Source organism: Devosia sp. LjRoot16 (genome assembly GCF_964252795.1).
GTDB lineage: Bacteria > Pseudomonadota > Alphaproteobacteria > Rhizobiales > Devosiaceae > Devosia_A.
In genome coordinates, this window is the sequence record NZ_CAXUPH020000004.1 from 624,218 (window position 1) to 638,480 (window position 14,263).

Annotated in this window: 9 protein-coding genes; 5 read left to right on the forward strand and 4 right to left on the reverse strand. The window is 65.0% G+C overall.

Annotation, left to right across the window (positions count from 1 at the left end; genetic code table 11):
- Window positions 1-169: 169 nt before the first annotated feature.
- Together ACSQ23_RS21040 and ACSQ23_RS21045 are read right to left on the reverse strand one after the other, a co-directional pair.
- Window positions 170-2,092, reverse strand: coding sequence for an ABC transporter substrate-binding protein (locus ACSQ23_RS21040; protein WP_056002319.1), 1,923 nt, complete (start codon window positions 2,090-2,092; stop codon window positions 170-172).
- Between the two features lie 394 nt (window positions 2,093-2,486).
- Complete coding sequence (locus ACSQ23_RS21045) at window positions 2,487-3,107, reverse strand: hypothetical protein (protein WP_436091756.1); 621 nt, start codon at window positions 3,105-3,107, stop codon at window positions 2,487-2,489.
- Window positions 3,108-3,313: 206 nt separating this feature from the next.
- Between ACSQ23_RS21045 and ACSQ23_RS21050 the strand changes: the two genes are divergently transcribed.
- Window positions 3,314-5,305, forward strand: a complete 1,992-nt coding sequence (locus ACSQ23_RS21050; RefSeq protein ID WP_436091757.1) for a family 43 glycosylhydrolase — start codon at window positions 3,314-3,316, stop codon at window positions 5,303-5,305.
- Between the two features lie 112 nt (window positions 5,306-5,417).
- Window positions 5,418-7,715, forward strand: coding sequence for a Tex family protein (locus tag ACSQ23_RS21055; protein WP_056002336.1), 2,298 nt, complete (start codon window positions 5,418-5,420; stop codon window positions 7,713-7,715).
- A gap of 201 nt (window positions 7,716-7,916) precedes the next feature.
- Here ACSQ23_RS21055 and ACSQ23_RS21060 read toward each other — a convergent pair whose 3' ends face one another.
- Window positions 7,917-8,417, reverse strand: a complete 501-nt coding sequence (locus tag ACSQ23_RS21060; protein WP_436091758.1) for a hypothetical protein — start codon at window positions 8,415-8,417, stop codon at window positions 7,917-7,919.
- Window positions 8,417-9,589 (reverse strand): hypothetical protein, encoded by a 1,173-nt coding sequence (locus ACSQ23_RS21065; protein ID WP_436091759.1) that lies wholly within the window; start codon window positions 9,587-9,589, stop codon window positions 8,417-8,419. The genes ACSQ23_RS21060 and ACSQ23_RS21065 overlap by 1 nt, the downstream gene beginning before the upstream one ends.
- A 251-nt stretch (window positions 9,590-9,840) precedes the next feature.
- Between ACSQ23_RS21065 and ACSQ23_RS21070 the strand changes: the two genes are divergently transcribed.
- The 3 genes from ACSQ23_RS21070 to ACSQ23_RS21080 all read left to right on the forward strand — a co-directional run bounded on the left by ACSQ23_RS21070 (window position 9,841) and on the right by ACSQ23_RS21080 (window position 13,972).
- On the forward strand, window positions 9,841-10,881 hold the full coding sequence (locus tag ACSQ23_RS21070; protein ID WP_436091760.1) for a GntR family transcriptional regulator: 1,041 nt from the start codon (window positions 9,841-9,843) through the stop codon (window positions 10,879-10,881).
- A 95-nt stretch (window positions 10,882-10,976) separates the two neighbouring features.
- Window positions 10,977-12,512: an ABC transporter substrate-binding protein gene (locus tag ACSQ23_RS21075; protein ID WP_436091761.1), complete on the forward strand. Its 1,536-nt coding sequence runs from the start codon at window positions 10,977-10,979 to the stop codon at window positions 12,510-12,512.
- A gap of 287 nt (window positions 12,513-12,799) precedes the next feature.
- On the forward strand, window positions 12,800-13,972 hold the full coding sequence (locus ACSQ23_RS21080; protein ID WP_436091762.1) for a M24 family metallopeptidase: 1,173 nt from the start codon (window positions 12,800-12,802) through the stop codon (window positions 13,970-13,972).
- Window positions 13,973-14,263: the final 291 nt, after the last annotated feature.

The window sequence follows — 14,263 nt, forward strand, 5'->3', positions numbered from 1 at the left end:
CCCGCGGCCGGCGCGTTTCGGTCGCGGGGGTTACTACAGATCGGGCTGACGCACGCTCGGTGACGGCAACGATCCCGCGTTCTGATGGCGCCTCGAGGGCTCGAGAGGCCACCAGAAGGCGGGAGGGAGCGCGGAAAGTGCCGCGCCCCCTCTCACCCTGGGAGAGCGGTCAGCCAGCCACGGGGCTGATCTGGGTGAAGATGTAACGCCCGTTCGACCAGTTGGTGACCGGGTTGGCGTACGGGTTCTCGGCATTGGGCCAGCCGGTCCAGAAGCGGTTCGACTGAATGGAGAACACGTTGTAGGCCATGATCGGGATGTTCGGCATCTCTTCGAGGTGCAGCTTGACGAACTCGTGGCCGTACTCGATGCCCTTGGGATCGTTGAAGTCGATCTTGCGGATGTTCTCGATGATGGTGTCGAGCCGCGGATCGGTCCAGCGCATCCAGTTACGGTCGGGCTGGGACTCGCCCGGCTTGGCGACGTAAGCCGAGTGATAGCTGTCGAGGAAGAAGCTGAGGTCGGGGTGACCGCCCCAGGTTTCCACCGCCCAGGCGATGTTGGTTTCGTAGTTGCCGACGCGCTGCCGACCCCAGGTGTCGCTGTCGACCTGGGCAGTCGCCTGCACACCGGCCTGCGACCACATCTGCGCAATCATCACGCCGAGACGGTTGATCACGCCTTCCTGCGGCACCATCACCTCGAAGGCAAACGGCTCGCCGTTCGGCATCATCCACTGGTTGCCGTTCTTGGTGAAGCCGGCTGCCGTGAGCAGTTCTTCGGCCGCCGCCACATCCTGCTTCCACCAGCCGTAACCGAAGGCGTTGCGCACGGCCGCTTCATCGGTCGGCACGGCGTCGCCGAACTGCGGACGCACCATGTCGGCAATCTGCAGGCCGATATTGGGATCGTACGGCTTGATCTTCCGGGTGCCGGTGTCGACCTCGTAGTTGATCAGGAAATCCTGCAGCGGCGCATGATAGTCGCGCGGATGCGTGCCGGTCGGCGGCACCGAGATGGCCGAGAGCGTCGCCGCGCCGCGATACGACGCCATCGACATGGCGCGCGCATCGAGCATCAGCGCCAGGGCCCAGCGCACGCGCTTGTCCTGGAACTTCTCGTTCTGGTGGTTGAAGATGATCATCGGCAGGGTCGGATCGGGATGGGCGTAGGGGAAGCCCGGGAACCAGCCCTGGATCTGCGGATCGTCCTTGACCACGGCGAAGGTGCCTTCCGGGGTCAGGTCGTGCACCATGTCGAGGTTGCCGTTGCGGATCTCGATCAGGCGGTTATCGGTGGTGATGTTGTTGCGATAGATGATGAATTTCGGCTTGGGCTCGGCGATCATGCCGAGCGCGGTGCGCTGCCAGTCTTCACGCTTCTGCCAGATGTACCAGGTGCCGTTCGGATCGAACGAGTGCAGCGTATAGGGCCCGATGCTGACCGGCGGGTTGGCGTCATAGGTGAGGATGTCCTCGACCTTTTCGTAGACGTGCTTGGGCATGATCCAGGCGGCCGTCCAGCGCACCGAGAACAGCGCATGGAAGCGCGAATTCGGCGCATTGAGCTTGAAGAGGACACTGTATTTGTCGGGCGCGGTGACTTCGGCGACCTGCGCACTGAAGGCGCCATTATAGGGGGTGCCCGGCGTCGCCTTCTGTTTTTCGACCGTGAACACCACGTCGTCGGCGGTGAACTCGACCCCGTCACTCCAGAAGATGCCCTGCTTGAGCTTGACGGTCATCTCGGTGAAGTCGGCATTGTATTGCCAGAGATCGTCAGCGAGTGAGTTGTAGACCGCGTTCTCGCTGGCCCCTTCGATGCCCGCATCGGGATCGATGAACCACAAGGTATCGGTGGTCAGGTTGTGCAGCCCGTTGCTGGTGCCGTTGCCGGCGCCGACGGCCCACAGGTTGAACCAGCTCGGATTGCGGATGATCCCTTCGGGATTGTGAACGATGACCGTCTCGCCGCGCGGGAACTGCGCCAGATCCGGTGCCGTACCTCCGGCGTCCTGCGCGAAAGCCAAACCATTGGCGGCAACGGTAAGGGCACCGACAGCGGTACCCAGCAGAAAGCTGCGTCTATCCATTTTGTTTTTTCCTCCCACGGCGGCAGCGCCTCTCGCGCTGCCATCCCGAAAGCGCTCCACCGCTTTCGGGCGCCATCCTATCCGCGAAGCCCTCCTTGTCAACTTGTGTTTCGATGTACATCGGATATTCTAATATGAATGATGACAGCGGCGAGGTCCCTATATCGCGCCACCCTGTCACGTCGGGAACAGCCGCAATCGCCAAGCCAGACATCTCAGATAGTGTATATGTTTCAGCGTACTAATAGATCAATCTGGCGTCGGGCCGGAGCATCGTCCGCCTCACGGCGGATGCTATCGCGACCACCCGCGGCCGCTTGACCCGTCTCGTATCCAGAATCGATTAATACCGGAACATACGGTACATATGACAGATCGTACCGTTTGCCCCGGTTCAGTCCTGCGTCTCAAGTCGCATGATGATCTCCTGGTCGTGATGCCCGAAGCCGCGTCCGAAGATGTTGACCCCGCCGGGACAGGTGGCGTCGGCGGCGACGCCGATGCGCAGCCGAATCGATTGGGCCGCATCGAGTTGCAGGTCGGCCAGCGACACCGACGAGATTTTCTGTCCATCGAGAAAGCTGCCGGCGCTGGTGACGCGCCAGTTGGTCAGTTCACCGTGATCGGATCCGTAGCGCGCCCAGCCGCCTCTCGGCTCGTCCTGACGATAGCGGCTGGCCCGCAGGGTCCAGCTGCCGAGCTCGACGTCATTGACCCAAATCGAGATCGCACTCGGCCAATCGGGCGAGGTTCCGGGCGCATCGGATCCAAGCTCCATGGAGAACTCGAGGGCCCGGACCGGCGGGCCGGAGCGATAAGGGAAGCGATACTCGACGAAGCCGCCGGTAAACCAGAGAAGCCCGGCCTTCACCCGTCCCGGATCGAGGAATGTATCGGGCATATCGAGCAGACCGATGACGCCATCGACGGCTCGCAAGCCGCACGGCGCGCAGACGCTGAAGCTCGTATAGAGCCCCAACGGCACCGAGGCCTGGAACAGACCGCCCGCTTCCACCCGGCAGACCCTCACTCGCAACCAGATCAGGGACGATGCTAGCACGGGCACTATGGGCCCGGCCACGGATTGCGTACAATCGGACAAAATGTCTACGCAATCCATCGCAAGTCCGGCCTTGTATGTGATCCATATCGCCTATTGAGGTAGAGACGGGCCGGAAGCAGCGGCCGATTCATATGCCCCCCTCTTGACGGAACACCTCCATGACACCGGCAAAGCCCACCTGGACCGCGGATAACGGCGACGGGACCTTCACCAATCCGCTGTTCTACGAAGAGTTCTCCGACCCCGACATCATCCGGGTCGGCAGCGTCTACTACATGACGGGCACGACGATGCATTGCATGCCGGGCCTGCCGGTGCTGCGATCCACCGATCTGGTGAACTGGACCCTCGTCTGTTACGCCTTCGACCGGCTCGACCTGGGGCCCGCCTTCCGGCTCGAGGGTGGGGAGGTCTATGGTCAGGGCATCTGGGCCCCGTGCATCCGCTACCGCGACGGCACCTTTTACATCTTCTCCAACGTCAACGGGCAGAAGACCCAGATCTTCACCGCCAGCGATCCGGCCGGCCCGTGGGTGCGCAGCGAAGCCGAGTACAACTATCACGACCTGACGGTGTTCTTCGACGATGACGGGCGCGCCTATGTGGTCTGGGGCTACCGCAACCTCAGGATCGCCGAGCTGGATCCGAGCCTGCACCGGGTCATCCCCGGCACCGAACGCGACCTGACGCCGCCCGACAGCCTGATGGGCGAAGGCGCGCATTTCTACAAGGTCGACGGCAAATACCTGATCACCAGCGCCTGGTTCGCCGGACCGATGCGCATGCCCTGCGCCCGCGCCGACAGCCTCGATGGCCCCTGGGAGATCAACCCCGCCATCTCGATCGACGAGGATTTCGGACTGGTCGAAGGCTATAAGATAAAGGGCGCCGGTATCCCCTTCACTCTCAATCCGCCGTTCGAACTGGTGCCACCCAACCCCGCCAGCAACGGTCGGCTCAACCTGCACCAGGGCGGCATCGTCGACACGCCGGACGGCGAATGGTGGGGCTGGTCGATGATGGATTACAACTCGCTCGGCCGGCTGACCTGCCTGTCGCCGATCACCTGGCAGGATGGCTGGCCCTATTTCGGCCTTCCCGGCAATCTCGGCCGTACCCCGCGCACCTGGGTGAAGCCGTCAGCCGCCCCCTCGCCTGTCGCGTTGCCCTGGCCCGAACGCAGCGACGATTTCGATGACGCCGCGCTCAATCCGCTCTGGCAGTGGAACCACGTGCCGGTCGACGACAAGTGGTCGCTCGGCGAACGCCCCGGCCACCTCAGGCTCCATACCCTGCCGGCGGCAGATTTCTGGCAGGCGCGGAACACGCTGACCCAGCGGGCGGTCGGGCCGATCTCCATCGTAACGGCCGAGCTCGACGGTTCCGGTCTGGTTCCCGGCGACGTGGCTGGTCTCGCGCTACTCGGCATGCCCTGGCGCTGGGTCGGGCTGGCGCGGACGGCGGCCGGCGATGAGATCCTCGCCTTCGACTACCAGACCGGCCGAACCATCACCGCGCCGGCAGCGGGCCCGCGCGTCTGGCTGCGCGCCGAGTGCGACTTCCTGACCGAGCTGGCCCAGCTCAGCTTTTCAACCGATGGCGAAAGCTTCACGCCCATCGGCGAGCCGGTGATCATGGTGTTCCAGCTCAAGACCTTCCAAGGCATTCGCTATGCGCTGTTCGCCTACAACGAGGTCGGACGCGAAGGCGGTCACGCCGATTTCGACCGCGTCAGCATCGACGAGCCGCATCCGCGCGGCCTGATGCAGCCGATCCCGGCCGGCGAGAGCGGGACGCTCGTCCTCGCCAACGTCCCCGAGATCGGCCTCGCCACGGCGCTGGGCACCATCATCGGCTGCACACCCGAGCCGTTCACCGTCACGCCGGTCGGTCTCGGCCGTGTCGCGCTGCGTCACGCCGGTGGCGTGCTGTCGGTGACGGCGGGCGGCGTCGTCACCGTCGGCGGCATGGCCGGTGAGGCGACGCAGTTCCAGTGGATGGAAACGCCCACCGGCGAGGTGACGCTGATGGCGCTCGCCACCAACCGCTTCCTCCGCATCGCGCCGGACGGCGGAGTCCGCGCCGACAGCCCGGGCCCGACACCGGACGGCAAGGACGGCACGCGGTTCCGCTTTGTGCGAGCCATGTGACGGACTGCGTCCTTCTGCAACATCGGATTTGCCGAGGAAATCGTCTCGCGTCGGGTGTGACCCCAGGCCCGAGGCGACTATGGTCGCGCCAGCCAAATCAAGAAGTAGCCTCATGTCCCAACTCGACACCCGCATCGCCGCCCAGATCGCCACCGAAATCGCAGCCCGCCCCGACCAGGTCCGGGCAGCCGTGGAACTGCTCGATGGCGGCGCCACGGTGCCGTTCGTCGCGCGCTACCGCAAGGAAGTGACCGGTGGACTTGATGACACCCAGCTGCGCCTCTTGGCCGAGCGGCTGACTTATCTCCGCGAACTGGAAGCCCGTCGCGCGGCGATCCTCAAATCCATCGAGGAACAGGGCAAGCTCACCGTCGAGCTGACCGCCGCCATCACTGGCGCGGCAACCAAGGCCGAGCTCGAGGACCTGTATCTGCCGTTCAAGCCCAAGCGCCGCACCAAAGCCGAGATCGCGAGGGAACGCGGCCTTGGTCCGCTCGCCGAAGCCATCCTCGCCAATCGCAGCGCCGATCCCCTGTTGCTCGCCGAGGGGTACATCACTGAAGAGGTGCCCGGCAGCAAGGAAGCGCTCGAGGGCGCCCGCGACATCGTCATCGAGGGCCTGTCGGAAAACGCCGCCCTGCTCGGCCAGCTCCGCACCTATATGCGCGACAAGGCCATGCTCAGCGCCAAAGTGCTGAAGGGCAAGGAAGAGGCCGGGGCCAAGTTCTCCGACTATTTCGACCATTCCGAACGCTGGAACAAGGTTGCCGGCCACCGGGCCCTCGCCATGATGCGCGGCCGCGACGAGGAGTTCCTCAGCCTCGAGATCGAGGTGGATGCCGACGTCACCGATCCGATCAAGCCTGCCGAGCGGTTCGTTGCTGCCGCGCTCAATGCACAAGGCAATGGCGCGGGTGACAAATGGCTCCGCGAAGTGGCTGGCTGGGCCTGGCGCACCCGCCTGCGTCTGTCGCTCTCCATCGACCTGATGGTCGAGCTGCGCGAGCGCGCTGAGCTCGAGGCCATCGGCGTTTTCGCCCGCAACCTCAAGGATTTGCTGCTGGCGGCCCCGGCCGGCGCCCGCGCCACCATGGGGCTCGACCCCGGCATTCGCACCGGCGTCAAGGTCGCGGTCATCGACGCCACCGGCAAGCTGCTCGACACCGAAACCATCTACCCCTTCCCGCCCCGCAACGACGCGCTGGGTGCGCAGGCCGCCATTAAGCGGCTGATCGAGAAGCACGGCGTTGAGCTCATCGCCATCGGCAATGGCACCGGGAGCCGCGAGACCGAAAAGCTGGTCGCCGACCTGATCGAGCGCCTGCCCGCGCCGAAGCCGACCAAGGTCATCGTCTCCGAGGCCGGCGCCTCGGTATATTCCGCGTCCGAACTGGCCGCGGCCGAGTTCCCCAATCTCGACGTGTCGCTGCGCGGCGCCGTGTCCATCGCCCGCCGCCTGCAGGACCCGCTGGCCGAACTGGTCAAGATCGAGCCCAAGGCGATCGGCGTCGGCCAGTATCAGCACGATGTCGACCAGTACCGGCTCGGCCGCTCGCTTGACGCCGTGGTCGAAGACGCCGTGAATGCGGTGGGCGTCGACCTCAACACCGCCTCCGCGCCGCTGCTCGCCCGCATCTCCGGGCTTGGCCCGTCCGTCGCCGAAGCCATCGTCACGCATCGCGACGCCAATGGTCCATTCCGCTCGCGCAAGGCGCTGCTCGAAGTGCCGCGCCTCGGCCAGCGCACCTTCGAGCAGAGCGCGGGATTCCTGCGCATCACCGGCGGCGTCGAGCCGCTCGATGCGTCTTCAGTGCACCCTGAAGCCTATGGCGTGGCCCGCCAGATCGTCGCCGCCTGCGGCCGCGATCTCCGCAGCATCATGGGCGACAAGTCGGCGCTCGCGGGCCTCGATCCGAAGCGCTTCGTCGATGACCGCTTCGGCCTGCCGACGGTGCGCGACATCCTCGCCGAACTGGAAAAGCCCGGCCGCGACCCCCGCCCCGCCTTCAAAACCGCGACCTTTGCCGACGGCGTCGACGATATCAAACACCTCAAGCCCGGCATGCTGCTGGAAGGCACCGTCACCAACGTCGCCGCCTTTGGGGCATTCGTCGATATCGGCGTGCATCAGGACGGGCTGGTGCACGTCTCCCAGCTGGCCGACAAATTCGTCAAGGATCCGCACGAGGTGGTCAAGGCCGGCGACGTGGTCAAGGTGCGCGTCGTCGAAGTCGACGTGCCGCGCAAACGCATTGGCCTCAGCATGCGCAAAGAGATCGACCCCACCGCCCCACGCGACCGCCCCCGCGACCCGCCGGTGCGCGCCAACCAGCGCGTACCGCAGCAGGCGCCGCGCAGCACTGGGTCGTTGGGGGACATGCTCAGCGAGGCGATGAAGAGGAAGAAGTAGAGCGCAGAGCCCGCACTTGCAGTCGGGGTGATGGAGCCCTGCGTTCTGGCAGGTCCTCTCCTACCCACCGGCTGTCATCCTAGCGAAAGCTGGGACCCAACTATCCGCTGGTGCGAGCGGTGAAATGGGTCCCAGCTTTCGCTGGGATGACACCGAGTTTGAGGTGATTGCCGTGGGTCGGACCGCTGGTCAGCACGTGCTTCAGCGGCGCTCCCCAAACACTGCCGCCAGATACGCCATCGTCGCAAACGGCATCACCTCGTCCACCCGGGCCAGCCGCTCGGCCGTGTAATACCCGGCCTCATGCAGCAGGTTGAACGCCCCGATGGTTTGCCCACCCACCACAATCGGCAGGTTGGCGATCGACTCGCAGCCGAACGACCCAATCAGCTGCCAGTCGGCGAAATCCACCGCGATCGCTTCGAGGCTGAGTGCGGTATAGATCTGCTGCCGGCCGATCAGCGTTTCGGTCCACTGGTTGTCGGGGATCGACTTGAAGCCGCCGACCGCATAGGCCTCAGCGTTCTGGGTGTAGAGCCGGCGCAGCCGGCCGGCCGGCACGTCGAACAGCGTGGCGGTGGTGAGCTTGCTGCCGATCGCCTCGCCGATCAGCCCGGCGACGAAATCGAACATCGGTTCAGCCGGACCGGATTGGCGGACCAGAGCCAGAAAAGCCGGCCAGTGCCTGTCGAGCGAAGCCATCACACCGTCCAGAAATCGCGTAGCGTCGAGGGGGTGTGCATGTTGCCGTAGAGATAGGCCCAGAACTCGGTGCGCCTCTCCTTGGGCACCTTCTCCCACACCGCATGGGTCGATGTATCGCCACACCAGTAGCCGTAAACGAACGGCGCCCTGAGGCCGTGGCGGAGGAAAGCGATGCGGTTCTTCGCCGTTTCGAGATCCTGGTAGCCTGCCTCGGCGATGATCGGCGCCACCTCCTCGTGCGAGCGGCCTTCGGCATGCAGCATCCAGGCGGCGTTGCAGCGGAGCGCCGCGCGCAGCCGCTCGAGTGTCATGCCGACGACGTCCTCGGGGGTGTTGATCCAGTCGAGGAAAAACCAGCCATTATCGGCGATGCCTTCGAACAGCGCACTACTGGCGGAGCTCGTCACCACCTGAGCGCCATCGAGCGGCATCTTGCCTTCGGCGACATAGCGCTGGCGCAGCGCCATGTGCACCAGGTGGCCGGGAAACGCCTCGTGGCAGGCAAGATGCTTGATGGCTGAGCGGGTGAAGGGCATCGCGAGATTGAGCCGCATCTTGCGTTCGGGAAAATCGCAATAGGCGGTGAACGGCACATCATCGAGCCGCACCGGCTCGAGCCATTCGTCGTTCATCAGGTACATCATCTCACTGGTGCGGCGGCGCGCCTCGCGCGTCACCTCGCCCATAACGGCCAGCACCTGGTCGGCCGGCACAAGGCTATCGGCTTCGAACCGCCCGACATCCTCGGCGAGCGAGCCGCCGCGATAGCCCAGTTCGTCGAGGTTCTCGCGGATGGTGCGGCGATAGCCATCGAGGATTTCGGCGCTCACCAGTTGCGTGTCGACCCGCATCTGCCGGCGCAACCGCTCGGCATAGGAGATCTGCCGGCCCTCAAAAGTGTCGAGCAGCGCCAAGAGCGAATCCACCATTTCGGTGAGGTAGGCGCGGCGCAGCTCGCTCTCCGCCTCGCCGGGAATCCGCGCCTCAAACGCCTCGAGCCGGTCGCGCGCCTCGGCGTAACTGGCGAGCGCATAGGGCTCGACCTGCGCCATCGCCACCGGGATCAGCCCCTCGCGATCAAGAAAACTCTGGGTGCGCGGCACATCGCGATAGAGCCGGTCGAGGCCGGCGGTCAGCCGCGCCAGTTCCAATCCCAGTTGCATGCTCATCGCCGTTCCTCACCCCTGATTGACATAGCAAACTAGAACACCATCAGACGGCCCGCCGCCAGTGGCACAGATCGACTTTCGTTGCATATGGGGTGCGAACCGCGGCCGGAACCGGCCCTGCTCTGCCGATAACACGCTGTTTTGCATGACATTTGAGCAGTCGACAACGTGTGCACGAATTTTGCTCGTCACCCGATTGTCATCCGCGAAGATGAGCGCTACCGTTGAGGTGTATCAGGTGGTTAGAACACATGTTCTCGATCGACGCCAACAGCATCGACAAGTCCCTGCCCGTGCCGGTCGGCACGCAGCTCTATGGCCTGTTGAGCTATGCGCTGTCGTTCGGCGGCATTGCCCATGGCACCCGCCTGCAGTCCGTCCGCCAGCTCGCCGCCGAGCTCGGCATCGCGCCGATGACCGTGGCTCAGGTCTATCAGCGGCTGCGCGATGCCGGTCTCGTCGAGATGAAGCACGGGCTCGGCGCCTTTGCCGTTTCCGACATGAAAAAGCACGGCGTCGACAACCTGCCGGTCTCCTCGCTCCGCGCCGATATCGAGGTGCTCATCGGCAAGGCCGAAAAGCTCGGCATCTCGACCCTGACGCTCAATTCGATGATCAACGCCCAATCGCTGCTGCGCCGCCCCAAGGCCGGGCTGAAGATCGTGTTCGTCGCGATCTTCGAGGGGCCGGGGCGGGATTATGTGGCGCAGCTGAAACCGGTGCTGGCGACCAACGACCAGGTGCAGCTGGTGACGCTCGACTCCCTCAGGGTCACCGAGGAGCTGCGCCGGATCAGCACCGAGGCCGATATCGTCCTCACGTTCCTCCATCGCGAGGCCGAGGTGCAGGCGCTGATCCCCGAGGCGCGGGTGCTGGGCCTCCGCTTCATCCCCTCGGTGCGCACGCGCCAGGCGCTGGCCGGGCTCGACCCGCGCACCCGCATCGCCGCCGTGACCTATTTCGAGGAATACATCGCCATCATGCGGCCGAGCGTGCGCGAGTTCGCGCCGCACGTCTCCGATATCCGCGTCACCTGGCTGTCGTCGCCGGACCTCGGCGAAGCCATCGCGCAATGCGACGCGGTGATCTTTGCCTCGGGCGCCGACCATGTGGCCGACCTGGTCCAGCCGGGGGTGCCCTGTTTCGAATACCGGCATGCGCCGGATCCCGGTGCGCTCGAGGGCGTGCTGGTGCCGCACCTCGCCGACCTCCGCCGCAGCAAGATTGCCGGCAACGAAACGGGACCTGAAAGCGGCAGCGATGCCGCCGAAAGGGGCGTCGCCGAGGGGTGAGACCAAACCAACCCCTGTCGCCTTCGAGGGTGGAACACAGCTGTTCCTGAAGGCGCCAGGGCAATGACTGCAACAAAGTTCACAGGGGAACGGGAATGAACAAACTACTGCTGCTGACCACCGCCATCGTGGCGCTGGGAGCGATGCCGGCGACCGTCACGCTGGCACAGGACAAAGCCATCGTCATCGGCACCGACGTCGATGCCGGCACGCTCGATCCGCGGCTGACGCGCGACACCACCGCCTACCGCACCGCCGACCTGATCTATGCAGGCCTCGTGCATTTGACTGCCAAGCTCGAGGCCGTCCCGGACCTGGCCGAGAGCTGGGAATCGCCCGACCCGCAGACCTACATCTTCAAGCTCCGCTCGGGCCTCACCTTCTCGGACGGCTCGCCGCTCACCGCCGATGACGTGGTCTATACCTATGAGAGCGTCATCAACCCCGATTTCAACGCCCCGGACCGGGCGCTCTACAGCCCGATCAGCGCCATCGAGGCCATCGACCCGCAGACGGTAAAATTCACCCTCTCGGCGCCCTACGCGCCGCTCTTGAGCTATCTCGACAAGGGGATCGTCTCGAAGGCGGCGGTCGAGGCCGGCAAAGACCCGGCCACCGACCCGGTCGGCGCTGGCCCGATGGTGCTCACCGCCTGGAACCGCGGCAGCGATATCGTGCTCAAGGCCAACCCGAGCTATTGGGGCGGCGCCCCTGAAGTGACCGATGTCACCGTCAAGATCATCGGCGACAACTCGGCCCGCGCCCAGGCCTTCGAGGCCGGCGATCTCGACGTGATCCAGTCGCCGCTGTCGCCCAACGACATCGCCCGGCTCAAGGCCGATGCCCGCTTCGGCAACGTCATCACCGCGGGCCTCGGCGTCACCTACATCAACTACAACGTCAAGGATCCGCTGCTGGCCGACCCCGGCATGCGGCAGGCCTTCTCGATGCTGATCGACCAGAATTCGATCGTCAACGACATCTACCAGGGCGTCGACGAGATCGCCTCCTCGATCATCCTCCCCTCCTCCTGGGCCTATTCGGCCGATATCAAGCAGCCGACCTTCAGCGTCGAAGGCGCAGTGGCCAAGTTCAACGAGCAGGGCTGGAAGGATACGGACGGCGACGGCATCCTCGACAAGGATGGCAAGAAGCTGACGGTGACGCTTTCCACCCACAGCGAAGACCCCAACCGCGTGCAGTCGGTCGAGCTGACCCAGGCGCTGATGCAGTCGGCCGGCGTCGATGCGCAGGTGCAGATCACCGACTGGCCGTCCTTCTCCACCAACTACGTGCAGAAGGGCCTGCACCAGATCGCGCTGCTCGGCTGGCTCAACATCGTCGATCCGGACCGGCTGCTGTTCGGCCAGCTGTCGACCGGCGGCTCGACCAACTGGGGCGGCTATTCCAACCCCGAGGTCGATAAGCTGCTGCAGGAGGGCCGCTCGTCGCTCGACCAGGCGGCACGCGCCACCGCCTACCAGAAGGCGGCGACCATCCTCGCCTCGGACCTCCCCTACTTCATCATCTCCGACCAGGGCTACCAGCTGTTCTACAAGCAGCCCTTCCCGGTCGAAGTGCAGGCGACCCCACGCGGCAATTTCCGCGGCCTGATCGGCATGGACGAATAAGTCCCTGCCCCTCCCCCGGCCGGCGCCCGCTGCCCAGGCGCCGGCCGGAACTTTGGTTTTCGGTTCCACGGATGCCCGACACCACCACCGGTGTCATCCTAGCGAAAGCTGGGATCCATTTCGCGGCCCGTACCAGCGGTGAGTTGGGTCCCAGCTTTCGCTGGGATGACAGCCGGTGGGTGGGGCGAAGATCGAGTGCCGAACCTAACACCGAGGATGATCACCTCATCCATGACTGCAGACGTTTGATTTTGCGCTTTTGACCTCAAAGCGCCCTAGGAGATGACATGACGTTTTCGCAGCGCCTTGGCGCCGATTTCTATGCCCGCGTCCATCGCGACATCCGCGCCCGCATGGCCGAGACCGGCGTGGACCTGCTGCTGCTCGATGCCAATGACGATGTCATCTACACCACGGGGTTTTCGCACTACACCACCGAGCGGCCGGTGGTCTTTGCCATCAGCCAGACCAGCGCCTGGCTGCTGCTGCCGCGGCTCGAACAGGGGCATGCGGCACACCAGAGCATCGCCGCCGAACCGGTGATCTATTTCGAGTTTCCCGGGGTCGACAAACCCTTCGACGTGCTGGCGCGGGCGCTCCCGGCCCAGACCGGCACCGTCGCCCACAGCTACGGCATTGCGTTCGGCCGGATCGCGCAGATCGCGGCGGCCTTCCCCAATGCGAAGGTGGTGCCCTCCAACATCGTCCAGCAGATGCGACTGAGGAAATATCCCGAGGAGATCGTGCTGCACCGCGAGGCGGCACGCATCTCCGACGAGATGGTACGCGCCGGCGTGGCGCTGATCGGCGAGGCCGTGCGCAAAGGCGGCGAGCTGCCGAGTGAGATCGCCATCGAACAGCACGTGTCGCGGCACGCCATGAACATCATGTATTCCGAGCACGAGGAGCTGATGCTGGTGCAGGGCCTCGCCTCGGGCCTCGTCTATTCCGGCATCCGCTCGAGCTTTCCGCACGGTATGCCGACCGGCAATCCGGTGAAGCTGGGCGAAAGCCTGATCCTGTCGCTCGGCTGCCGGGTCGGCGGCCGGGCGGCCGAGAGCGAGCGCACCTTCTTTATCGGCGAGCCGACAACTGAACAGCAACGGCACTACTCGGTAGCCTATGAGGCGCAGCGGATGGCCACCGCCGCGCTGCTTGCCGGCCACACCTGCGCCTCCTCGGACAACCTGGCGCTCGGCTATATCCGCGCAGAGGGCATGGCCGACAATGCCCTGCACCGGGTGGGTCACGGCATGGGCATCATGTTCCATGAATCCCCCTGGATCGAGGCCGGCGACCAGACCATCCTTGAGCCAGGGATGATCGCCTCCAGCGAGCCCTCGATCACCATCCCCGGCTTTGCCGGCTACCGCATCGCCGACACCGTGCTGGTCACGGCAGAGGGACCGGACAGCATGACGCATTATCCGCGCAAGATCGACGAGATCGTCATCGCATGAGGTGGGGGGCTCAGCATACTCACCGGCCGTGCAGTGAGGGCCTTCTCCCCTCGTGGAAGAAGGTGCCCCAAGGGCGGATGAGGGGTTCTCTCCGCGCACTCCAGTCGCTCGTCGCTTACGCTCCGATCGCGCTACACTGCGTTGCGCGTACCCCTCATCCGGCGCTGCGCGCCACCTTCTCCCACAAGGGGAGAAGGCAAACGTGCGCAGCCGCAAGGTCTGATCGCCCCCTCCACCGCCTTCGGCGGTCCCCCTCCCCCGCCACGCGGGGGAGGATCACTGAGAGTTCCG

Coding starts and splice junctions, on each gene's coding strand:
- ACSQ23_RS21065 (WP_436091759.1), bottom strand. CDS start 9,589: ATGAGCATGCAACTGGGATTGGAACTGGCGCGGCTGACCGCCGGCCTC.
- ACSQ23_RS21040 (WP_056002319.1), bottom strand. CDS start 2,092: ATGGATAGACGCAGCTTTCTGCTGGGTACCGCTGTCGGTGCCCTTACC.
- ACSQ23_RS21075 (WP_436091761.1), top strand. CDS start 10,977: ATGAACAAACTACTGCTGCTGACCACCGCCATCGTGGCGCTGGGAGCG.
- ACSQ23_RS21060 (WP_436091758.1), bottom strand. CDS start 8,417: ATGGCTTCGCTCGACAGGCACTGGCCGGCTTTTCTGGCTCTGGTCCGC.
- ACSQ23_RS21070 (WP_436091760.1), top strand. CDS start 9,841: ATGTTCTCGATCGACGCCAACAGCATCGACAAGTCCCTGCCCGTGCCG.
- ACSQ23_RS21055 (WP_056002336.1), top strand. CDS start 5,418: ATGTCCCAACTCGACACCCGCATCGCCGCCCAGATCGCCACCGAAATC.
- ACSQ23_RS21050 (WP_436091757.1), top strand. CDS start 3,314: ATGACACCGGCAAAGCCCACCTGGACCGCGGATAACGGCGACGGGACC.
- ACSQ23_RS21080 (WP_436091762.1), top strand. CDS start 12,800: ATGACGTTTTCGCAGCGCCTTGGCGCCGATTTCTATGCCCGCGTCCAT.